21 protein-coding genes and 2 tRNA genes are annotated in these 22231 nt (G+C 66.8%); 12 read left to right on the top strand and 11 right to left on the bottom strand.

What is annotated here, in order from left to right; genetic code table 11:
* Positions 1 to 77 precede the first annotated feature (77 nt).
* On the bottom strand, positions 78 to 1790 hold the full coding sequence (locus ACM26W_RS07960; RefSeq protein ID WP_416140290.1) for an EAL domain-containing protein: 1713 nt from the start codon (positions 1788 to 1790) through the stop codon (positions 78 to 80).
* Positions 1791 to 2080: 290 nt separating this feature from the next.
* Between ACM26W_RS07960 and ACM26W_RS07955 the strand changes: the two genes are divergently transcribed.
* Positions 2081 to 3124: an agmatine deiminase family protein gene (locus tag ACM26W_RS07955; protein WP_416140289.1), complete on the top strand. Its 1044-nt coding sequence runs from the start codon at positions 2081 to 2083 to the stop codon at positions 3122 to 3124.
* 87 nt (positions 3125 to 3211) lie between these two features.
* Positions 3212 to 4114 carry a carbon-nitrogen hydrolase gene (locus tag ACM26W_RS07950; RefSeq protein WP_416140288.1) on the top strand — a complete coding sequence of 301 codons (903 nt, stop codon included), beginning with the start codon at positions 3212 to 3214 and terminating at the stop codon, positions 4112 to 4114.
* Positions 4115 to 4203: 89 nt separating this feature from the next.
* Here the strand turns inward: ACM26W_RS07950 and ACM26W_RS07945 are convergent, their stop codons facing one another.
* From ACM26W_RS07945 to ACM26W_RS07915, 7 genes are all read right to left on the bottom strand, one after another.
* Positions 4204 to 5448, bottom strand: a complete 1245-nt coding sequence (locus tag ACM26W_RS07945; RefSeq protein WP_416140287.1) for a uracil-xanthine permease family protein — start codon at positions 5446 to 5448, stop codon at positions 4204 to 4206.
* 84 nt (positions 5449 to 5532) lie between these two features.
* Positions 5533 to 6162, bottom strand: a complete 630-nt coding sequence (gene upp, locus ACM26W_RS07940) for a uracil phosphoribosyltransferase (protein WP_416140286.1) — start codon at positions 6160 to 6162, stop codon at positions 5533 to 5535.
* Between the two features lie 190 nt (positions 6163 to 6352).
* Complete coding sequence (ung, locus tag ACM26W_RS07935) at positions 6353 to 7036, bottom strand: uracil-DNA glycosylase (RefSeq protein ID WP_416140285.1); 684 nt, start codon at positions 7034 to 7036, stop codon at positions 6353 to 6355.
* A gap of 3 nt (positions 7037 to 7039) precedes the next feature.
* The gene (gpt, locus tag ACM26W_RS07930; RefSeq protein WP_416140284.1) at positions 7040 to 7519 is read right to left on the bottom strand and encodes a xanthine phosphoribosyltransferase; all 480 of its coding nucleotides are present in this window, start codon (positions 7517 to 7519) and stop codon (positions 7040 to 7042) included.
* Positions 7520 to 7523: 4 nt separating this feature from the next.
* Positions 7524 to 8069, bottom strand: a complete 546-nt coding sequence (locus tag ACM26W_RS07925; protein WP_416140283.1) for an adenine phosphoribosyltransferase — start codon at positions 8067 to 8069, stop codon at positions 7524 to 7526.
* Between the two features lie 36 nt (positions 8070 to 8105).
* Complete coding sequence (locus ACM26W_RS07920; protein ID WP_416140282.1) at positions 8106 to 9410, bottom strand: NCS2 family permease; 1305 nt, start codon at positions 9408 to 9410, stop codon at positions 8106 to 8108.
* A 192-nt stretch (positions 9411 to 9602) separates the two neighbouring features.
* Entirely contained in the window at positions 9603 to 10232 is a 630-nt protein-coding gene (locus tag ACM26W_RS07915) for a riboflavin synthase subunit alpha (RefSeq protein WP_416140281.1), read from the bottom strand.
* Between the two features lie 402 nt (positions 10233 to 10634).
* Between ACM26W_RS07915 and ACM26W_RS07910 the strand changes: the two genes are divergently transcribed.
* The 4 genes from ACM26W_RS07910 to ACM26W_RS07895 all read left to right on the top strand — a co-directional run bounded on the left by ACM26W_RS07910 (position 10635) and on the right by ACM26W_RS07895 (position 13823).
* Complete coding sequence (locus ACM26W_RS07910; protein WP_416140280.1) at positions 10635 to 11696, top strand: methionine ABC transporter ATP-binding protein; 1062 nt, start codon at positions 10635 to 10637, stop codon at positions 11694 to 11696.
* Positions 11677 to 12330 carry a methionine ABC transporter permease gene (locus ACM26W_RS07905; RefSeq protein ID WP_416140279.1) on the top strand — a complete coding sequence of 218 codons (654 nt, stop codon included), beginning with the start codon at positions 11677 to 11679 and terminating at the stop codon, positions 12328 to 12330. The genes ACM26W_RS07910 and ACM26W_RS07905 overlap by 20 nt, the downstream gene beginning before the upstream one ends.
* Positions 12331 to 12555: 225 nt before the next feature.
* Entirely contained in the window at positions 12556 to 13350 is a 795-nt protein-coding gene (locus ACM26W_RS07900) for a MetQ/NlpA family ABC transporter substrate-binding protein (protein WP_416140278.1), read from the top strand.
* 5 nt (positions 13351 to 13355) lie between these two features.
* Positions 13356 to 13823: a GAF domain-containing protein gene (locus ACM26W_RS07895; RefSeq protein WP_416140277.1), complete on the top strand. Its 468-nt coding sequence runs from the start codon at positions 13356 to 13358 to the stop codon at positions 13821 to 13823.
* Positions 13824 to 13891: 68 nt separating this feature from the next.
* On the opposite strand, the gene ACM26W_RS07890 is transcribed toward ACM26W_RS07895, so the two are convergent.
* From ACM26W_RS07890 to glpK, 3 genes are all read right to left on the bottom strand, one after another.
* Positions 13892 to 13968 (bottom strand) — tRNA-Val (locus ACM26W_RS07890).
* A gap of 20 nt (positions 13969 to 13988) precedes the next feature.
* Positions 13989 to 14065: transfer RNA gene (locus ACM26W_RS07885), tRNA-Val, on the bottom strand.
* Between the two features lie 79 nt (positions 14066 to 14144).
* Positions 14145 to 15632 (bottom strand): glycerol kinase GlpK, encoded by a 1488-nt coding sequence (gene glpK / locus ACM26W_RS07880; protein ID WP_416140276.1) that lies wholly within the window; start codon positions 15630 to 15632, stop codon positions 14145 to 14147.
* Positions 15633 to 15768: 136 nt separating this feature from the next.
* On the opposite strand from glpK, the gene glpD reads away from it, so the two are divergent.
* The 6 genes from glpD to ACM26W_RS07850 all read left to right on the top strand — a co-directional run bounded on the left by glpD (position 15769) and on the right by ACM26W_RS07850 (position 22231).
* The gene (gene glpD / locus ACM26W_RS07875) at positions 15769 to 17292 is read left to right on the top strand and encodes a glycerol-3-phosphate dehydrogenase (RefSeq protein WP_416140275.1); all 1524 of its coding nucleotides are present in this window, start codon (positions 15769 to 15771) and stop codon (positions 17290 to 17292) included.
* A gap of 342 nt (positions 17293 to 17634) precedes the next feature.
* On the top strand, positions 17635 to 18564 hold the full coding sequence (phnD, locus tag ACM26W_RS07870; protein ID WP_416140843.1) for a phosphate/phosphite/phosphonate ABC transporter substrate-binding protein: 930 nt from the start codon (positions 17635 to 17637) through the stop codon (positions 18562 to 18564).
* Between the two features lie 95 nt (positions 18565 to 18659).
* Positions 18660 to 19478 carry a phosphonate ABC transporter ATP-binding protein gene (phnC, locus tag ACM26W_RS07865; protein ID WP_416140274.1) on the top strand — a complete coding sequence of 273 codons (819 nt, stop codon included), beginning with the start codon at positions 18660 to 18662 and terminating at the stop codon, positions 19476 to 19478.
* Positions 19465 to 20277, top strand: a complete 813-nt coding sequence (gene phnE, locus ACM26W_RS07860) for a phosphonate ABC transporter, permease protein PhnE (protein WP_416140273.1) — start codon at positions 19465 to 19467, stop codon at positions 20275 to 20277. Before phnC ends, phnE (ACM26W_RS07860) begins: the two co-directional genes overlap by 14 nt.
* The gene (gene phnE / locus ACM26W_RS07855) at positions 20271 to 21080 is read left to right on the top strand and encodes a phosphonate ABC transporter, permease protein PhnE (protein WP_416140272.1); all 810 of its coding nucleotides are present in this window, start codon (positions 20271 to 20273) and stop codon (positions 21078 to 21080) included. Before phnE (ACM26W_RS07860) ends, phnE (ACM26W_RS07855) begins: the two co-directional genes overlap by 7 nt.
* A gap of 86 nt (positions 21081 to 21166) precedes the next feature.
* Complete coding sequence (locus tag ACM26W_RS07850) at positions 21167 to 22231, top strand: endonuclease/exonuclease/phosphatase family protein (RefSeq protein WP_416140271.1); 1065 nt, start codon at positions 21167 to 21169, stop codon at positions 22229 to 22231.

Below are 22231 nucleotides of genomic sequence, written 5' to 3'. Positions count from 1 at the left end.
GGCGCCCATGGTAAGGCTTTTTGGACGCCACTGCATCGGGGCGCCGGCGCCTTGCGGTAGATTTGCACGACTGTCGCTCAAGACAGCCTAGGCTCGGTCATCGGCTGCGGAACGGGCATGCCGATGCAGGCACCCTGGGCATGATCGATGCCCAGTTCGCGCACCCGCGCCAACACCTCGGGGCAATGCACGAACTCGGCCACCGTCTCGAGGCCAAGCTCCCGGGCGAAACGTACAATGCCGCGGGTCAGGGTCAGGGCCTGGGGATCGTTGTCCAGGTCGCGAATCAGGCTGCCATCGATCTTGAGCAGGTCCACCTCGAGGCGCAACAGGTGCTCGAAGTTGGCGTAGCCGGTGCCGAAGTCGTCGATGGCGATGCTCACCCCCAGGGCACGGGCCCGGGCGATGGCATCGCTGACCGCCGCATAGCTGCCGATCTTGTGCGTTTCGAGGATCTCGAGGATCAGCCGGCTGCCCAGGCCACTCTCGGCCACCCGGGCGAGCAGCGGCTCACACACATCGGGATCCACCAGGTCCTCGGCGGAGAGGTTGAGGGAAAAGGCCTGGTCGCTGTCGGTCATGGCCGCCAGGCAGCACTCGAGCATGGTCAGGGTCAGCCGCCGGTGCAGCCGGCTACGCCGCGCCACCTCCAGAAACTGACCCGGGCTCATCGCCTCGCCCTGCTCGTCGATCAGGCGCATCAGGCATTCGTGCTTGGCGATCCGGCCGCTGGCAAGCGTAAGAATCGGCTGGAAGTAGGCGACGATTCGCCCCTCCTCCAGGGCGGCAGTGAGGCGATTGGCCCAGGCCAGGTTCTGCTCGTAGCCCTCCCGCACTCGCATGCCGGGGTCATGGATGCGGCTGCCCAGCTGCTGCTCCCGGGCCTGGCGCAGTGCCATGCCGGCGGCGGAGATCAGTGCCTCACGGCCCTCCTGCTCGAGCTGCCAGGTGGCGGCCAGCCCCAGGGTGGCATGCAGCGCCAGCTCCTGCCCCCGCCACGTCAGCCGCGAGCTGCCCACGGCCGCCTGCAGCGTCCAGAGTCGCTGCATCAGTGCCGCCGGGGAGAGCCTGCCCGGTAGCCAGATCGCCTGCTCGTCGGCGGGCATGCGGTAGAGCCGACTGCCGCGCCACTCAGGCCCCTCAAGCGCGCCGGCGAGGCGCGCCACCAGGTGGCGGATTACCTGGTCGCCGCAGGCCTGGCCGAAGACGCCGTTGAACTGCTTGAAGCCGTCGACGTTGACCAGCACCAGGGCGCCCGGCTTCTGCCCCTCCAGATCGGCCAGCAGGCGGGCTCGATTGGGCAGGCCGGTCAGGGGATCGGTATAGAGGGTGCGCAGCTGGCGCAGCATGCCGGCTACCAGAATCAGGATCACCAGCGCCAGCAGTAGCGCCCCCGCCCCCACCGTCGCCATGATCCGCAGGTTGGCCTGGCGCATCGGGGTGAGCACCGCATCGATCAGCGGCTGGGCATCGGGAAAGTCGGCCAGCGCCTGACGCGGGGCCTCCTCGGCCGCCACGCGCCCATCGTTCAGTTCGATGAGCAGCTGGTCCACCCGCGCCAGGTCCTGGGTAGTCTGCTCCATGCGCCGATGGTGGGCGTCGATGCGCTCCAGGTTGGCGTGGAAGGTCTCGTGGATCTGGTACTGGTGCAGCTCGGCCAGGGACGATTCGGCGATGCGCAGGTTGAGGCCGGAGAGCAGCCACATGCCACCGAGGAAGAGCGCCACCAGCAGGACAAGCAGCAGCATGATGATGCGCCGCCCGGCCAGCCCGAAGGCGGGTCGTTTCATCGTGCGGCCTCGACGCGGACCCGACCATGGAAGGCGTTCACATCGGAACTGTCGCTGACCGGCAGCGCCATAGCGAAGGGCAAGAGTGAACGAGTCAACGAGGGCATGGGGCTCCTTGGTGGAGGCGACAGATTGGTCAGCGACACTCCCCCTCAAAATAACCAATACTATCATCGAAGCCTGCATCCGGCAGGGGCGATACCCGCACCGGTGCCACTTGCATCGTTGTGCATTGATGCCTACATTCGCGACCTGATCCACCGATCCACCCAACGGGGCTTTCTGTGACCATGGCCAAACGCCTGCTTCCCGAATGGCATCCTCAGGATGCCGTCCAGCTCACCTGGCCCGGCCCAGAGAGCGACTGGGCGCCGCTGCTCGAGCGCATCGAGGCCACCCTGGAGGCCATGGTGGTGGCCATCGCCCGCTATCAGGATGTGCTGGTCAGCGTGCCCGACACCGCCACCCGCACCCATCTGGCCGGCCGTTTCGCCCGGCTGGGCGTGCCGGACAAGCGCCTGCATCTGGTGGTGGCACCCGCCGACGACACCTGGACCCGAGACCACGGCCCGCTGGCGGTGGAAGAAAACGGCCAGTTGCGCCTGCACGACTACGTCTTCACCGGCTGGGGCGGCAAGTTTCCCGCCGCACGGGACAACACCCTGAGCCGCCGCCTGGTTGATGCCGGCGTCTACGCCTGCCCGGTGAGCGAGCGCGGCCTGGTGCTGGAGGGCGGCGCCATCGAGAGCGACGGCGCCGGCACCCTGCTGACCACCGAGGCGTGCCTGCTCAACCCCAACCGCAACCCCGGCCTCGACCGAAAGGCGGTGGAGAACTGGCTGCACGAGGACTTCGGCGTGACCCGGGTGCTGTGGCTGACCAACGGCCAGCTGGAGGGCGACGACACCGACAGCCATGTGGACACCCTGGCGCGCTTCTGCGACCCGGCCACCATCGCCTACGTGCGCTGCGACGACGAGAGCGACCCCCACTATCCGGCGCTGGCCGCCATGGAGTCGGAGCTAAAAGCGCTGCGCCGCCGTGATGGCGAGCCCTACCGGCTGGTGCCGCTGCCCTGGCCGCGCCCCTGCTTCGACCCGGTGGACGGCCACCGCCTGCCGGCCACCTATGCCAACTTCCTGATCATCAACGGTGCCGTGCTGGTGCCGGTCTATGGTGACGCCGCCGATACCCGGGCCCTCACCGCCCTGGCCGGCGCCTTCCCGGGGCGGGATATCATTCCGATCGACTGCCTGAGCGTGATCCGCCAGCACGGCAGCCTGCACTGCCTGACCATGCAGCTGCCCCAGGGCAGCCTGGCAACACTCACCTGAGTCAAGAGGCGCCGGCGATAGTCCGCAGAGGGGAAGGAGACTGTCGCCGGATAGCCTCGGACACTGAACAACCGAGGAGGCTTTATCATGCCCCGCCATCTGAAGGTCGGCCTGGTCCAGCAGCCCGCCTGGCCCGACAAGGCCAGGAGCCTGGCCGAGAGCGAGGCCGGCATCCGCGAGCTGGCCGCCGCCGGCGCCGAGCTGGTCATGCTGCAGGAGCTGCACGCCACCCACTACTTCTGCCAGTACGAGGACACCGAGCTGTTCGACCTGGCCGAGCCCCTGGACGGCCCCACCGGCACGCGCCTGGCGGCGCTCGCCGCCGAGCTCGACATCGTGCTGGTAGGCTCGCTGTTCGAGCGCCGTGCGCCGGGGCTCTACCACAACACCGCGGTGGTCTACGACCGCAAGCTTGGCGCCGTGGGCCACTACCGCAAGATGCATATCCCCGACGATCCAGGTTTCTACGAGAAGTTCTACTTCACCCCCGGGGATGCCGACGACGCCCGCGGCCAGGGCTTCCAGCCCATCGACACCTCGCTGGGCCGGCTTGGGCTGCTGGTGTGCTGGGACCAGTGGTACCCGGAGGCGGCACGCCTGATGGCGCTGGCCGGGGCGGAGCTGCTGCTCTACCCCACCGCCATCGGCTGGGACCCGGCCGACGACGACGCCGAGAAGGCCCGCCAGAAGGACGCCTGGACGCTGATCCAGCGCAGCCACGCGGTGGCCAACGGCGTGCCGGTGATTGTCGCCAACCGGGTCGGCCACGAACCGGACCACTCCGAGGTCGGTCGCGGCATCGACTTCTGGGGCGGCAGCTTCATCGCCGGGCCCCAGGGGGAACTGCTGGCCCACGCCGGGGTGCAGGCCGAGCGTCTGCTGGTGACCCTGGACATGGAGCGCGGCGAGGACGTGCGGCGAATATGGCCGTATCTACGAGACCGCCGCATCGATGCCTATGGGGATCTCACCCGCCGCTATCGGGACTGAGCCGCCTGCGGCGGATCTGACCGCTCTCTAGCTGCCGGGACCGCCGCATCGACGCCTACGGGGACCTGACCCGCCGCTATCGGGACTGACTACTCGTCTTCTTCGGCGCGGGGCAGCACCCAGTTGAGCACGATGCCCACCAGGGCGGCGAGGCTGACGCCCTGCAGGGTGAACTGGCCGCCGCCGAACTGCATGCCGCCGATGCCGAACACCAGGATCAGCGAGATCACCACCAGATTACGCGGCGCAGTCAGCGAATGGCCGGCGCGTACCAGGGTGTTCATGCCCACCACGGCGATGGAGCCGAACAGCAGGGTCATGATGCCGCCCATCACCGGGCCCGGAATGGTCTGCAGCAGCGCGCCGAGCTTGGCCACGAAGGCCAGGCCGACGGCGAGACAGGCCGCCACCACCATGTACATCGGATTGAAGGCACGGGTCAGGGTGACCGCCCCGGTCACCTCGGAATAGGTGGTGTTGGGCGGGCCACCGAACAGTGCTGCGGTGGTGGTGGCGAGGCCGTCACCCAGCAGGGTGCGATGCAGGCCGGGCTTCTCCAGGTAGTTCTTGCGGGTCACAGAGCCGATGGCGACCATGTCACCGATATGCTCCACCGCCGGGGCGATGGCCACCGGGATCATGAACAGGATCGCCGCCCAGTGGAAGCTCGGCGCGGTGAACGCAGGGATCGACAGCCAGGCCGCCTCGTGTACCGGCGTGAAATCCACCATGCCCATCATCAGTGCCAGCACATAGCCGGTGACGATGCCGCCCATGATCGGGATCAGGCGCACGATGCCGCGGCCGAACACCGCCAGGACCAGGGTGACCAGCAGGCTGGTCATGGAGAGGAAGATCGCCGGGGCGTAGCCGATGTGGTCGCTGGTCTCGCCGGTCGCCATGCTCACCGCCACCGGCGCCAGGGCCAGCCCGATCACCATGATCACCGGCCCCACCACCACCGCCGGCAGCAGCCGATGCAGCCAGGCAGTGCCCTTGAGGCGCACCGCCTGGGAGATCGCCACATAGACGAAGCCCGCGGCCATCAGGCCACCCATGGTGGCGGGGATCCCGAAGTTGGCCACCGAGCCCTGGATCGGCGCGATAAAGGCGAACGACGAGGCCAGGAACACCGGCACGGTAACGCCGGTGATGCCGTGGAACACCAGGGTTCCCACGCCGGCGGTGAACAGCGCCACGCTGGGGTCCAGCCCGGTGAGCAGCGGCACCAGCACCAGGGCGCCGAAGGCGACGAAGAGCATCTGGGCCCCGGTGAGCAGGGTCTTCAAGGGGGCCTCGGCCGCCGCGGGGACGGCCGACGTCTGGTCGGTCATGGCAGGTCTCCAGAAAAACGCCCCTGGAGCGGGATCTCAGGGGCGCATGTGACAGAGGAAGGTGACGGTAGCCATCGCAACAAATCAGCGGGTACCGAAGATCTTGTCCCCGGCATCACCCAGGCCGGGCACGATATAGCCGTGATCGTCGAGGTGGTCGTCCACCCCGGCGGTGTAGATCTCGATATCAGGGTAGGCGTCCTGCACGCGCTTGATGCCTTCGGGGGCCGCCACCAGCACGATCACCTTCATATGCTGGCAGCCGCGCTCGCGCAGCATGTCCAGCGTCGCCACCATGGTGCCACCGGTGGCCAGCATGGGGTCGATGACGATGGCCAGGCGCTCGTCGAGATCATTGGCGAACTTGGCGAAGTAAGGCACCGGCTCCAGGGTCTCCTCGTCGCGATAGAGCCCCACCACGCTGATCCGGGCGCTGGGGATCAGGTCGGTGACGCCGTCGAGCATGCCGAGCCCGGCGCGCAGGATCGGCACGATGGTGACCTTCTTGCCCTTGAGCAGCTGGACCGGGATCTTGTTGCCGCTCCAGCCATCGATCTCCTGGGTCTCGAGCTCCAGGTCCTGGGTCGCCTCGTAGGTCAACAACTTGGCCAGTTCCCCGGCCAGCTCACGGAAACTCTTGGTGCTGATGCCGGCTTCGCGCATCAGGCCCAGCTTGTGCTGGACCAAGGGATGCTGGATGGCGTGGACGCTCATGGGAGACCTCTTCACGGTGGCGACGGGGAAAGGGGGCGGTGGAGAATTGGATGCCGACCTTGGTCGCATGGACCCGGCCGGCAAATTGCGAGCCATTCTACCCAGTTCCCGCGTTGAGGTTAAGCCACGCTGCTTGTCCGGGGGCAGGTCTCCGGCGCACCTCGCCTTGTGCTGTTCCCCGACACCGGGTTTAGGGCATCTCCGGGAGCTGCCAGTCGATGGGCGTGCGACCCTGCTCCACCAGGAAGGCATTGGCCCGGGAGAAGTGGTGGTTTCCGAAGAAGCCGCGATGCGCCGACAGCGGTGAGGGATGCGGCGACTCCAGCACCAGATGGCGAGACGGTTCGATCAGCGCCTTCTTCTCACGGGCATGGCTGCCCCACAGCAGGAACACCGTGGGCTCGGCATGCTCGCTCACCGCGGCGATGGCGCGGTCGGTGAAGGTCTCCCAGCCGCGGCCGCGGTGAGAGCCGGCATTGCCCTGCTCCACCGTCAGCGAGGTGTTGAGCAGCAGCACCCCCTGGCGCGCCCAGTGCTCGAGGTTGCCGTGGTCCACCGGCCTGAAGCCCACGTCCGCCTGCAGCTCCTTGTAGATATTGACCAGTGACGGGGGGACACGAACGCCGGGGCGCACCGAGAAGCAGAGGCCATGGGCCTGGTTCGGCCCGTGGTAGGGATCCTGCCCGAGGATCACCACCTTGACCCGGTCCAGCGGCGTCAGATCGAAGGCGCGGAACCAGTCCGCCGAGTGCGGATAGATGACCTTCCTGGCGGCCTTCTCGGCGGCCAGGAAGTCGCGCAGCGCCTGCATGTAGGGCGCCTCGAACTCGGTGCCCAGCCACCGCTGCCAGCTGTCGGAAAGCGGATAGACCATGGGTCAGCGCTTCGCCTGATCGACCAGCGGCTCGACGTAGGCCACGCCCATATCCCAGGGGAACTGGATCCAGCAGTCCTGGGCCACCTCGGTGAGGTACTGGTCCACCAGCGGCTTGCCTTCGGGCTTGGCATAGACGGTGACGAAGTGCGCCTTGGGCAGCAGCTCGCGCACCTTGCGGGCGGTCTTGCCGGTATCCACCAGGTCGTCCACCAGCAGCCAGCCGTCGCCATCGTGGTCGACGCCCTTCATGACGTCGAGACCGCCCTGGTCCATGTGGTCATAGCTCCTGATGCAGACGGTATCGATCAGGCGCACATTGAGCTCGCGGGCGATCAGCGCCGCGGGGATCAGCCCACCGCGGGTGATGGCGACGATGCCCTTGAAGTCGCGCTCCACCAGCTGGTGGCAGAGCTCGCGCACGTCGCGATGCAGCTGATCCCAGGAGACGGTGAAGTGCTTGTGGTAGCGGTTGCTGCTCATGGGGTCACTCGTCCTCGGTGAAGGAACAGACGGCGAAGACGTTGTAGCCCGCCTCATGGATGCGCCTGGAACCGCCGAGGTCCGGCAGGTCGACAATGGTGGCAGTCTCCACCACCTGGCCGCCGCTGCGGGTGATCAACTTGGCGGCGGCCAGCATGGTGCCACCGGTGGCGATCAAGTCATCGACGATCAGGATGCGATCCCCTTCGCGGAAGGCATCGGAGTGAAGCTCCACCTCGGCCTCGCCGTACTCCAGGGTGTAGGTCTCGCTGATGGTACGGAACGGCAGCTTGCCCTTCTTGCGCACCGGCACGAAGCTGCAGCCCAGCTCGTAGGCCAGCGGCGCGCCGACGATGAAGCCGCGGGCGTCGATGGCGGCGATGGCGTCGAGGTCCATCTCCTGGTAGCGGTGCACGAAGCTGTCGATCAGCTTGCGGAAGGCCGCGCTGTTCTGCAGCAGCGGCGTGATGTCACGGAAGTTGACACCCGGCTGCGGCCAGTCGGGGACGGTGCGGATCACGGACTTGATGTAGTCGCCGTAGATGCTCATCGATTCGGGTCTCGGTGAGTGGGTGCAATCGTTGGATCAGTCGAGGAACAGGAACTTGGTCGCGAACAGCAGCGCCAGCACGATCACCGCCGGGTTCAGGTCCTTGAAGCGGCCGGAGAGCGTCTTGATGGCAGCGTAGCTGATGAAGCCCAGTGCGATGCCCTCGGCGATGGAGAAGGTGAGCGGCATGGCCAGGGCGGCGATCAGCACCGGGGCGGCATCGGTGGGATCTTCCCAGTTGGCATGGGCCAGGCTGCCGGCCATCAGCACCGCCACGTAGAGCAGCGCCCCGGCGGTGGCGTAGGCGGGAATCGAGCCTGCCAGCGGCGCGAAGAACAGGCTGATCAGGAACAGTGCCGCCACCACCACGGCGGTCAGGCCGGTGCGCCCGCCGGAGACGATGCCCGCAGTGGACTCGATGTAGCTGGTGGTGGTCGAGGTGCCGAGCACTGCGCCCGCCATGGAGGCGCCGCTGTCGGCCATCATGGCACGCCCCAGACGCGGCAACTTGCCATCCTTGTCGAGCAGCTTTCCGCGATGGGCCACGCCCACCAGGGTACCGGAGGTGTCGAAGAGGTCGACGAACAGGAAGGCGAAGATCACGCTGAGCATGGCGATGTCCAGCGCGCCCCACAGGTCCAGCGCCATGAAGGTGGGCGCGATGGAGGGCGGCATGGACATCAGGCCGCCGTACTCGTTGTGGCCCAGCAGCATGGCGATCACGGTGATGCCGAGGATCCCGATCATCACCGCCCCGGTGACCTTCAGGTAGGCCAGCGCAGTGATGACGAAGAAGCCGAGCAGTGCGTAGATGGCGGGCGGCTGAGAGAGGTCCCCCAGGGCGACATAGGTGGCCGGGTTGGCGACCACGATACCGGCGTTCTTCAGGGCGATCATCGCCAGGAACAGGCCGATACCGGCGGCGATCCCCAGCCGCAGGGAGAGCGGAATCGAATTGATGATCCACTCGCGCACCTTGAAGATGCTGAGCAGGAAAAAGCAGAAGCCCGAGAAGAAGACCGCGCCGAGCGCCGCCTCCCAGGTGTAGCCCATGCCCAGTACCACGCCGTAGGTGAAGAAGGCGTTGAGGCCCATACCCGGGGCCTGAGCGATCGGGTAGTTGGCCCACAGCCCCATGATCAGACAACCGATGGCGGCGGCCAGACAGGTGGCGACGAAGACCGCGCCATAGTCCATGCCCGCCTCGGAGAGGATGCTGGGGTTGACGAAGATGATGTAGGCCATGGTCAGGAAGGTGGTGATCCCGGCGATGACCTCGGTCTTCACGTTGGTGTTGTGCTCGGCCAGCTTGAACTGGTTGTCGATCAGGCGTTTCAGCATGAGGCTCGTTCCTGCGCGTGGACGTTGCAATGGTCCTGGGGATGCGAGAAAAGCCGCCTATGTTACTCACATCTCCTGCGGGATGCGAGACGCACACGGGCCGCCGCTTGGCCTTGTATAAGCAACATGCGGGCCATGCGCCAGCCGCACTGCCAACGCAGACTTGACGAAGTGGTCAACCCCTCCCGACGCTCAGACGCCGCGCGCCGCCAGGACCCGCTCCACGGTCTCGACGATGGCCTGGGTCTGGGGGTCGATCTCGATATTGACGTGATCGCCGGGCACCCGGTCCACCAGGGTGGTGCGCGCCAGGGTCTCGGGGATCAGATTGACGCAGAAGCGCGGCCCGTGGGTGGCGCCGGCCGGTCGCACTTCGCCGATGGTCAGGCTGATGCCGTCGACGCCGATATAGCCCTTGTCGAACAGGAAGCGGCCCAGGGCGTGGGGCAGCTCGAACCACAGGCGGCGATTGTTGGGCGCCTCGTCGAGCTCCACCAGCTCAGCCACGGCCATCACGTGGCCGGACATCGCGTGCCCACCGATCTCATCGCCGAAGCGCGCGGCGCGCTCGATATTGACGCGACTTCCCACCGTCACTGCACCAAGGTTGGTCATCCGCAGCGTCTCTCGCATCAGGTCGAAGCTGACCCGCTTGCCCTCGATGGCCGTCACCGTCAGGCAGACGCCGTTGTGGGCCACCGAGGCTCCGATCTCCAGACCCTGGCGCAGGGCCTTGGGCAGGGCGATGACATGGGTGCGGAATAGCTCTGCCTCTTCAATCGCGACCACCTTGGCGGTGCCCTGCACGATACCGGTGAACATGGCGTCTCCTCGACTGCGGGTTAGCCCCGAACGGGGCCAAGGGTCACGAGTGTAGAGAACTCTCCCCTGTCGCGTCCACGACGACGCCTTTCACTCCAGGGTTTTCACCTGTTTATTGCGGATATGAAGAAAATCACTCTGCTACCAATACCGCTTGGCCACAACAACGCCCGCGGTGATTGACAGCCACGGCCGCCGCACCTAATCTTGCCGGCTACATTGAATGGCGCCGATTTGACCCCGGCTTGCGGGCGCCCACGCGGCGGCGCGCTCTTCGGAGCGGCCGAGGCGTGAAGTGCAGCTAAAAGGGTGTGTCCAGCGTTGATGGCCACCCCGCAAGGGTGGCTTTTTTTGTGCCCTGCCCTGCACCGCCCGCCCCGGCGCCCCGCTTGCGGTGCTTCCATGATCCGACTCCATAACGTATCCAAGACCTACGCCCTCAAAGGCCGGAAAGGCAGCGGACCAAAGACCGTCCAGGCGCTGAAAGACATCGACTTTCACGTGCCCGCCGGTCAGATCCACGGCGTGATCGGCCTCTCCGGGGCGGGCAAGTCGACCCTGATCCGCTGCATCAACCTGCTCGAGCGCCCCACCACCGGCAGCGTCAGCGTGGACGGCCAGGAGCTCACCGGGCTGTCGCGCCAGACGCTCAATCAGGCGCGTCATCGCATCGGCATGATCTTCCAGCACTTCAACCTGCTGACCAACCGCACGGTGTTCGCCAACGTGGCGCTGCCACTGGAGCTGATGGGCATGAAGCGTGCCGAGATCCGCGAGCGGGTCACGCCGCTGCTGGAGCTCGTCGGGCTGTCCGACAAGACCACCCAGTACCCGGCCCAGCTCTCCGGCGGCCAGAAGCAACGCGTGGCCATCGCCCGGGCACTGGCCAGCCGCCCCAAGGTACTGCTGTGCGATGAGGCCACCTCGGCGCTGGACCCCCAGACCACCGGCTCGATCCTGGCGCTGCTACGTGACATCAACCACCAGCTCGGCCTGACCATCCTGCTGATCACCCACGAGATGGAAGTGGTCAAGTCGATCTGCCATCGGGTCAGCCTGATCTCCGACGGCGAACTGGTGGAAGAGGCCGATGTCGGCGACTTCTTCACCGCGCCCAAGACGCAGCTGGGGCGCGAGTTCCTCAACGACTTCCTTCAGCTGGAACCGCCCAGGACGCTGTTCGAGCGCCTGGAGGCGACGCCCGGGGAACACACCCACCCGGTGGTGCGCCTGGCCTTCTCGGGGGACGCCGTGTCCACCCCGCTGATCTCGCGGCTGGCCCGGGAGTGCGGCGTCGACGTCAGCATCCTGCAGGCCAAGGTGGAATCGATCCAGGAGCGCACCCTGGGGCTGATGATCGCCGAACTGATGGGCCCACCAGCGAAGACCCGCGAGGCCATCGACTATCTCGAATCCCATGATCTGCATGTGGAGGTGCTCGGCCATGTCCAGCGCGATGATTGACCTGATCCTGCGGGCCACCCTGGACACCCTCTATATGGTGGCCATCTCCGGCGTGCTCTCGGCCCTGGTGGGTATCCCGCTGGGGGTGCTGCTCTACGTGACCCGCCCCGGCCAGGTGCTGGCCCAGCCGGCGGTGAACGGCGTGCTCGGCATCGTCACCAATATCGGCCGCTCGATCCCCTTTATCATCCTGATGGTGGCGATCATTCCCTTCACCCGCATGCTGGTGGGCACCTCCATCGGCACCAACGCCGCCGCGGTGCCGCTGACCATCGCCGCCATCCCCTTCATCGCCCGCCTGGTGGAGGGCGCGCTCAACGAGATCAATCCGGGCCTGGTCGAGGCCGCCCAGTCCATGGGTGCCACCCCGTGGCAGATCATCAGCCGGGTACTGCTGCCCGAGGCCCGCGGCGGTATCTTCACCGCCATGACCGTCACCGTGGTGACTCTGGTGAGCTACTCGGCCATGGCCGGCGCGGTGGGTGGCGGGGGCCTGGGCGATCTCGGCATCCGCTACGGCTACAACCGTTTCAACCCCACCGTCATGCTGATCACCGTGGCCATCCTGGTGGTGATGGTGCAGGGTTTCCAGAGCCTGGGGGATTATTTGGTCCGCAAGAGCGACCACAAGTAAAGGGGGGACTGATTTCCTGCTGCGCTCGACATCCCGGCCGCCGGCGCTGCTCGCTCTCCTCATGTAGCAGGCTACACTCCGGGAGCTGCGCTGCGGCGGCGACCGGCCTGACTTCGCTCGCTGCGTAAATCAGCCCCCTTTTGCAGCCAACAAATATCATTTGGTTATTTACAGAATTTTTTTTATTCCGTTATTATCGACTCATCATCACTGGAGATAGATTCCATGCACAAGACATTGATCAGTACCCTGCTCACTACCAGCCTGGCGCTGGGTGCCGGCACCTCGATGGCCGATGAGCACCGCATCAAGATCGGCACCGTGGCCGGCCCCGAGACCGACGTGATGCAGGTGGCCGCCGAGATCGCCCAGCGTGAATACGGCCTGACCGTCGAGATCATCGAATTCACCGACTACGTGACCCCCAATGCCGCCCTGGCCGATGGCAGCCTGGATGCCAACGCCTACCAGCACGAGCCCTACATGCTGGCCATGGTCAACGACCGCGGCTACGACTTCGCCATCGCCGGGCGCACCTTCGTCTACCCCATCGGCGCCTACTCCGAGAAGTACGCCAGCGTCGATGAGCTGCCCGAACGCGCCCAGATCGCCCTGCCCAACGACCCCTCCAATGAGGGACGGTCGCTGATCCTGATGCACAACGAGGGCCTGATCCAGCTCGACGACCCGGAAAACCTCGAGGCCACCCCGCTCAACGTCGCCGAGAATCCGCGCAACTTCCGCTTTCGCGAGATCGAGGCCGCCCAGCTGCCCCGCGTGCTCCCCGACGTGGACATGGCGTTCATCAACAACACCTTCGCCCAGCCCGCCGGCCTGAGCCTGTATGACGCCCTGATCAAGGAGGGCCCGGAATCGCCCTACGTCAACCTGATCGTGGTGCGCAGCGGCGACGAGGAGCGTGAGGCGATCCGGCAGCTGGTCTCCGCCTACCAGACCGAGGAAGTGAAGGCCAAGGCGGCCGAGCTGTTCGGGCCGGCGGCGGTGCCCGGCTGGGAATAACCCCTATGACCCCCGACTATGCCCTGCTCGCCCGCCAGCTGGCAGCCCTGCTCGACACCCGCGACTGGCTGACCAACAGCGCCCAGACCGCCGCCTTCCTGATGCAGGAGCTCCCCGAGGTGAACTGGGTGGGTTTCTACCTGCAGCGCGAGCCCGAGGTGCTCGGCCTGGGCCCCTTCCAGGGCAAGCCCGCCTGCCACCCCATCCCCTTCGCCAAGGGGGTGTGCGGCGCGGCGGCGCGCACCCGCAGCACCCAGCGCATCGATGACGTCCACGCCGTGGCCGATCATATCGCCTGCGACGCGGCGTCCCGTGCCGAGCTGGTGGTGCCCATCCTGGTCGATGACCGCCTGTGGGGCGTGCTCGACCTGGACAGCCCCGTGGCGGGGCGCTTCAGCGAGCAGGACCAGGCCGGCATCGAGGCGCTGGTCGGCGTGTTCATGGCCCGCACCGAGCTCGTGGAGCTCCGCTAGCCAGCGCTTCCAGCAGGCGCGCACAGCAAGTCGCCCCCGCAGCAGAGCTGCGGGGGCGACTCGGAATCTGGTAGGACCAGGCGGATTTGAACCGCCGACCTCCACGATGTCAACGTGGCGCTCTAACCAACTGAGCTATGGTCCTGCTGTGACATGATGCGAGGCTGGTAGGACCAGGCGGATTTGAACCGCCGACCTCCACGATGTCAACGTGGCGCTCTAACCAACTGAGCTATGGTCCTGCTTCAGCATCGATTGCCGGCACGTATCGCCCCGGCAACGGATGCATATCATACCCATCGGGCCGGATTTTGCAAGCCTTCAGCGATCACTCCTGACCCGCTCCACCGCCTCCAGCCAGCCGCGATAGAGCCGCTCACGCTCCTCCTCCGGCATCTGCGGCGTGAAGCGGCGCTCGCACTGCCAGAGCTCCGCTATCTCGTCGAGGTCGCGGTACCAGCCCAGGCGCAGCCCGGCCAGGTAGGCGGCTCCCAGTGCCGTGGTCTCCAGCACCGTGGGCCGGTCCACCTCCACCCCCAGCATGTCGGCCAGAAACTGCATCACCCAGCTGTTGGCCACCATGCCGCCATCCACGCGCAGGGTGGCCGGCGCGGCGGCCATATCGTCGCTCATGCAGACCTGCAGGTCGCGGGTCTGGTAGCAGACCGCCTGCAGCCCGGCGGCCACGATCTCGGCAATGCCGGTGTCCCGGGTCAGGCCGAAGATCGCTCCGCGCGCCTTGGGGTCCCAGTGGGGCGCCCCCAGCCCGGTGAAGGCCGGCACCAGGTAGACGCTGTGCCCCGCGCGGGTCTGGCGCGCCAGGGCCTCGGTCTCGGCGGCGCTCTCGAACAGCTGCAGGCCATCGCGCAACCACTGCACGGTGGCCCCGGCCACGAAAATGCTGCCCTCCATGGCGTAGGTGGGCCTGCCATTCAGCCGGTAGGCCACCGTGGTAAGCAGCCGATTGCGCGAGGTCTCGGCGCTGTCGCCGGTGTTGACGATCATGAAGCAGCCGGTGCCATAGGTGCTCTTGCCCATGCCCGGCGAGAAGCAGGCCTGGCCGACCAGCGCCGCCTGTTGGTCGCCGGCCACCCCGGCGATGGGCAACTCGCCGCCCAGCCATTCGGGGTCGATCACGCCGAAGTCGTCGCTGGAGTCCTTCACCTCGGGCAACAGCGACGCGGGGATGTCGAACAGCTCGAGCAGCACCGGATCCCAGCGCTGCTCGTGAATATTGAACAGCGCGGTGCGCGAGGCGTTGGTGGCATCGGTGGCGTGCACCCGGCCGCCGGTCAAACGCCAGATCAGGAAGGTATCCACGGTGCCGAAGGCCAGCTCACCGCGCTCCGCACGCTCCCGGGCGTCCTCCACGTGATCAAGCAGCCAGGCCAGCTTGGTGGCCGAGAAGTAGGGGTCGATCAGCAGGCCGGTGCGCGCCTGCACGGTCTCCAGGTGGCCGGAATCGCGCAAGGCCTGGCAGGCGTCGGCGGTGCGCCGGTCCTGCCAGACGATGGCGTTATGGAGCGGCTCGCCGGTCTTGCGGTCCCACAACAGGGTGGTCTCGCGCTGGTTGGTGATGCCCACCCCGATGATGGCGTCGAGACCGATGCCGGCCCGCTCGATGACCTCCCGGCAGGTTGTCAGCACACTCTCCCAGATCGCCTCGGGGTCGTGCTCCACCCAGCCGTCATGGGGAAAATGCTGGGGGAATTCACGCTGGGCAGACGCCACGCTCGCGCCGTCCCGGTCGAAAAGGATGGCCCGTGAACTGGTGGTACCCTGGTCGATGGCAAGCAGGTAATCCGTCATGCTGACTCCCGTCGTCAAACATCCGCTCTTGTTGTTCAAGTTACGCGCAGGTTTCGTAAATCTCCACGATCATGGACATAGGCCCAGCCCCAACTGCTATCGACACTCGATGGGCGACACCCTCAAGGAGACCGGCATGCAGCAGCTAGACACGGCGACACCGCTGGACCTGTTCGTCATCGGCGGCGGCATCAACGGCGTGGGCATCGCCAACGATGCCGCCGGCCGCGGGCTGTCGGTGGCGCTCTGCGAGCAGGGTGACCTGGCGAGCGCTACCTCATCGTCCAGCAGCAAGCTGATTCACGGCGGGCTGCGCTACCTGGAACATCGCGAGTTCCGCCTGGTCGGCGAGGCCCTGCGCGAGCGCGAGGTGCTACTGGCCAAGGCGCCCCACATCATCTGGCCGTTGCGCTTCATCCTGCCCTACCGCGCCCATTTGCGCCCGGCCTGGATGATCCGCACCGGGCTCTTCCTCTACGACCACCTGGGCCGACGCAGCCGGCTAGCTGTCTCGCAGGGGGTCAGGCTCGACGCCTCGCTGGGACTCAAGCCGGACATCTCCCGCGGATTCGAGTACTCCGACTGCTGGGTGGATGACGCCCGCCTGGTGGTGCTCAACGCGATTCAGGCCCGCGACCATGGCGCCGAGGTGATGGTCCGGACCCGCTGCATCGGCGCCCGGGACGTCAACGACCGCTGGGAGATCGAGCTAGAGGATACCCGCAATGGCCAGCGCTTCTTCAGGCGCGCCCGGTCCCTGGTCAATGCCGCCGGCCCCTGGGTCGAGCAGGTCCTGCGCCAGCAGGCCGGTCGCGACTCCCGCTATGCTATCCGCATGATCCAGGGCAGCCACCTGGTGGTGCCCCGTCTGAATCAGGACGACCGTGCCTACATCCTGCAGCACACCGATCGCCGCATCGTCTTCGTGCTGCCCTGGGAGGACGACTACAGCCTGGTCGGCACTACCGATCGCCGCTATCAGGGCGACCCGGCCGAGGTAGCCGCGAGCGACGAGGAGGTCGCCTACCTGCTGTCGGTGGTCAACGACCACTTCCGCACCCGGCTCACCCGGGACGACGTGATTCATACCTTCTCCGGCGTGCGACCGCTGTGCGACGACGAGTCGGCCGACCCCTCCGCCATGACCCGCGACTACACCCTGGCGCTGGACACCTCCGGCGCCCCGCTTCTCTCCGTGTTCGGGGGCAAGATCACCACCTACCGCAAGCTCGCCGAGGCGGCCCTGGCCGACCTCGCCCCCTGCCTGCCCGGCATGGGGCGCGCCTGGACCGCCACGGCGCCGCTCCCGGGGGGAGACATCGACAGCCAGGACGACTTCGCCGCCCGCCTGCTGGCGACCTACCCCTTCCTCGAACCGGGGCAGGCCCGCCGCTACGCCAGGAGCTACGGCACGCTCTGCCTGGCCTTCCTGGACGGCAAGGCATCCACCGCGGCGCTCGGCGAGGCGTTCGGCGCCGGCCTCACCCAGGCCGAGGTGGACTACCTGGTGGCGAATGAGTGGGCCTGCACCGCCGAGGACATCCTCTGGCGACGCACCAAGCTGGGCGTACGCCTCGACGAGCCGGCCCGCCGGCGGCTCGCCGACTACCTGGCGGCTCCCCTGACCGCGGCGACGAAGGCGGCGACGACGCCGTCATGAGACGGTACCGCCGGGCCATCGTCGTGCTCCGAGCAGGCACCCATGGAGGCCGCCATCAAGGGGGCCGGCGCGCGGCGTGAGGCGACCTGACCGGTTGGGTAAAGTGTTTGACTTCGCTTGGTCACAAAACCTAGATTGAATTGCGATCTTTCGGATGCACTCACTCCAGTGTCGGGCATGTCGAGCATCGCCATGTCGACTCATCAGCAAGACTCAACAACAACAAGCGAGAGGCACGCCATGCGCACCGTTCCCGAGATTTCAACAAAGACGTCAAGGTCAGTTTCACGAGAGGTAGCGAAAAGGGGCGCCCTGGCCGCCTTCGCCCTGCTGCCGCTGTCGATGCTGCTGGCGGCGCCGGCACTGGCCGACTGCCCTCGCGGCGACCTGGACGCCATCTACTGCGACGAGGACGGCGACATGGTGGCCGACCTCCCCGCCGACGAGTCCCAGTGGGCCAACCCCGACACTCTGATTTTCGCCTACACACCGGTGGAAGACCCGGCGATCTACTCGGATATCTGGCAGCCGTTCATCGACCACCTCGAAGAGGTGACAGAGCGCAACGTGCGCTTCTTCGCCGTGCAGTCCAACGCCGCCCAGGTCGAGGCCATGCGCAGCGGTCGCCTGCATATCGCCGGTTTCTCGACAGGCCCGACGCCCTTCGCCGTCAACCTGGCCGGCGCCGTGCCCTTCGCGTTGATGGGCTCCGACGACGGCCAGTTCGGCTACACCCTGCAGCTCTATACCCACGTCGATTCCGGCATCGACGACATCGAGGACCTCAAGGGCAAGCGGGTGGCGCATACCTCGCCGACCTCCAACTCCGGCAACCTGGCCCCGCGGGCGCTCTTCCCCGAGCTCGGCATCGCCCCCGACGAGGACTACGAGGTCGTCTATTCCGGCAGCCACGACCAGTCGATGCTCGGCGTGGTGGCGCGCGACTACGACGCGGCCCCGGTGGCCTCCGAGGTGGTCGAGCGCATGGCGGCCCGCGGCCTCTATGACGAAGAGGACGTCAAGATCCTCTACGAAACCGATGCCTTCCCCACCACCTCCTACAACTACGCCCACAACCTGCATCCCGACCTGGCCGAGAAGATCAAGGACGCTTTCTTCAGCTTCGATTTCGTCGGCACGGCGCTCGGCGACGAATTCGAGGGCGTCGAGAAGTTCATCCCCATCAACTACCAGGACAACTGGCAGGTCATTCGTACCATTCAGGCCGCCAATGATGTGCGCTACACCCGCGAGGACCTGGAACAGGAGTGAGCCTGGCCAGTCCCTCAGGCCCGGACGCTAGTCCGACCCGGAACGAGCCACCCCGACCAGCGGCCGGGGTGGCTCCTCTATAGCGAGGTGTCGCGATGCTGGAAATCTCGAAACTGGTCAAGCGCTACGGCCGTGACGAGCCGGTCCTCAAAGAGTTGGACCTGGTGGTGGAGGGCAGCAGCGTGGTGGCCATCGTCGGGGCCTCCGGGGCCGGCAAGAGCACCATGTTGCGCTGTATCAACCGCCTGGTGGAGCCCACCTCGGGCTCGATCCGGCTCAACGGCACCGAGCTGGTCACCCTGCGCGGGGCGGCGCTGCGGCGGGCTCGCCGCAAGATCGGCATGGTCTTCCAGGGCTTCAACCTGATCGACCGCCTGACAGTGATGGAAAACGTGCTGGCCGGCCGGCTAGGCTATGTCAATCTCTTCCAGGCGGTCACCCGGCGCTATCCCCGCGAGGATATCGAGCGGGCCTTCTCGCTGATGGAGCGGGTGGGCATCGCCCACTATGCCAACAAGCGCGCCGACGCCCTCTCCGGGGGCGAGCGCCAGCGCGTCGGCGTGGTGCGGGCGCTGATGCAGGAGCCGGAGGTCCTGCTCGCCGACGAGCCCACCGCATCGCTGGACCCGCGCACCTCCGAGCAGATCATGACGCTGCTGCAGAGCCTGGCCAGCGAGCTGTCGCTGCCGGTACTGATCAACATCCACAACGTGGCCCAGGCCAAGGCCTATACCGAGCGCATCGTCGGGCTGCGCCACGGCAGGATGATCTTCGACGGCGCCCCCGTGGACTTCACCCAGGAGGCCCTGGACGCCATCTACGGTGGCATCGAGGCGCCGGACGAGGATGAGGGCGAGGACTCCAGGCAGCCCGCCCGGGCCATAAAGAAAGAGGTGACCGATGACCCGCTCTGATGTCGCCGCGGCAGGGCGCAGGACCTGGCGCAAGCCCCCCTTTATCGCCAACCCCTGGCTGCGCTACGGCGCCTGGCTGGTACTGCTGGGCTACCTGGCCTGGGCCTTCGGCAGCCTGCCGTTCAACTGGGAGCGCATCAGTGAGGGCCTGCCGCGGGCGGCGCGGATCTTCGGCGGCGGCTTTCCACCGAGCTTCGAGCGCGGCGCCCTGCTGCTCACCGGCTTCAAGGAGAGCTTCCAGATCGCCATCCTGGCGACGCTGCTGGGGGTGGCGCTGTCGATTCCCTTCGCGGTGATGGCGGCACGCAACGTCGCCCCGCTGCCGGTCTATCTGTTCGGCCGCGCGGTGATCATCATCTCGCGAAGCTTCCATCCGGTGATCGTCGCCATCCTGTTCGTCGCCGCGGTGGGCTTTGGTCCGCTGGCCGGGATCCTCACCCTGACCCTCTACTCCATCGGCTTCGTCGGCAAATTGCTCGCCGAGGAGATCGAGGAGATCGACTGGGGTCAGGTGGAGGCGATGCGCGCCACCGGGGCCGGCTACCTGGCGACGCTCGTCTACGCGGTGTTCCCGCAGATCCTGCCGCGCCAGGTGGGGCTCTCGATGTACCAGCTCGACAGCAACCTGCGGGCTTCGGCGGTGGTGGGCATCGTCGGCGCCGGCGGCATCGGCGGCACCCTGATGAACGCCTTCGGGCGCTACGACTACGCCTTTGCCTTCGCTATCCTGCTGATCATCATCGCGGTGATCCTGGTCAGCGAGGGCATCAGCGGCTGGGTGAGGAAGAAGATATGGTAGATCATGCCGGCGCCCTGGCCGACCGCGTCTGGCGACGCTACGACCGCAGGGAGCGCCTGATTCGCTACGCCGTGCTGCTGGTGACGCTGATGGTGGTCGTCTGGGCGGTGCGCGACATCGATATCTTCTGGCCCTGGGTGTGGGATGCGCCCAACCAGATCTCCAACCTCGGGGCGCGCATGTGGCCGCCGGATCCGAGTCGGCTGGGGGTGATCCTCGATGCCATGCTCGAGACGGTGCATATCGCCACCCTGGCCACCCTGCTGACGATCTTCATCGCCCTGCCGGTCTCCTACATTGCCGCCCAGAACACCACCCCCAATCGCGCCTGCCTGTGGCTGGGTCGCGTCATCCTGGTGTCGAGCCGTTCGGTGAACACCATCATCTGGGCCCTGCTGTTCGTGGCGATCTTCGGCCCCGGGGTGCTGGCGGGGATACTCGCGATCATGTTCCGGTCGATCGGCTTCATCGGCAAACTGATGGGCGAAGCGATCGAGGAGATCGACCGCCGCCCGGTGGAGGCCATGCAGGCCACCGGCGCCTCCAAGCTCAAGGTGATCGCCTACGCCGTCGTGCCCCAGGTGATGCCGGCCTTCTTCGCCATCGTCATCCTGCGCTGGGACATCAATATCCGCGAATCCACGGTGCTGGGGCTGGTGGGTGCCGGCGGTATCGGGGTGCTGCTGCAGGGGGCCATCGACACCTTCGCCTGGCCCACCGTGGCCACCATCCTGATCGCCATCGTCGCGCTGGTGCTGATCGGCGAGGCGATCACCGGCCTGCTGCGCCGCAAGGTGATCTAGTTATTCACGGCCAGGCATTCACGACCGGTGACGCACGCCATACGCTGTTGCCTCGCCGTCAATCTGGACCACAGCGAGGTCATGTCGTGCTCTCCATCCTGCTTGCGGTGCTAGCCATCGCGCTGCTTGCGGCCACCCTGGTCGCGAGATCGCCCTTGAACTGGTGGTGGATTCGCGCCTGCGAGTTCCCGCGACTGCAACTGGCCGCTCTGGCGACGGTGTTCGCGCTGCTGGCAACGCTGGCAGACACGCCCTGGTCATCGGTCGCCCTGTTAGCAAGCCTCGCCACCCTGGGGCTTCAGGCGGCCCGCATCCTGCCCTGGACACCTCTTTGGCCGGTGCAGGTGCAGCGTGCCGAGCCCGGGCAGGAGAACCGTTGCCTGACACTGCTGGTCGCCAATGTGCTCACCCCCAACCGCGACGCCGAGCGCCTCATCCGGCTGGTCCGCCAGCACCACCCCGACCTGGTACTGACCCTGGAATCCGACGCCTGGTGGCAGGAGCAGCTGGACGCCGCGCTGGATAATGACTGGCCCCACGCTGTGCGAGTGCCCCAGGACAACCTCTACGGCATGCATCTCTATTCACGGCGCCCGCTCGTCGACCCCGCGGTCAGGCGGCTGATCCAGGATGATATTCCCTCGATCCATACCGGCGTCACCCTGCCCAGCGGTGACGTGATCCGCCTGCATGCCCTGCATCCCCGACCACCGGCCCCCAACGAGAGCGAGGAGTCGCTGTGGCGAGATGCCGAGTTGCTGATGGTGGGTAAGGCGATTCACGAAGACCCCGCGCCCACCCTGGTGGCAGGGGATCTCAACGATGTGGCCTGGTCGCGCACCACACGGCTCTTCTGCCGGGTCAGTGGCATGCTCGACCCGCGACGCGGGCGCGGCATGTTCAGCACCTTCCATGCCGGCTACCCACTGCTGCGCTGGCCCCTGGACCATGTCTTCAGCAGCGAACACTTCACCCTGGCGGCCATGCGGCGCCTGCCGCACATCGGCTCCGATCACTTCCCGATTCTGGCCACCCTCTGCTACCGGCCCTCTCGCGCCGACGAGCACGAGACCCCCGAAGCCGGCCAGGAGGAGCGGCGCGATGCACGAGAGACCATCGAGGAAGGCAGGGAGCGGGACCAGGAGGCCTGA

The sequence above is a fragment of the Halomonas sp. HK25 genome (assembly GCF_047795635.1).
Classification (GTDB): Bacteria; Pseudomonadota; Gammaproteobacteria; order Pseudomonadales; family Halomonadaceae; genus Halomonas.
Note: the sequence above shows the minus strand (reverse complement) of the source record. Positions and strands in the feature narration are given on the sequence as shown.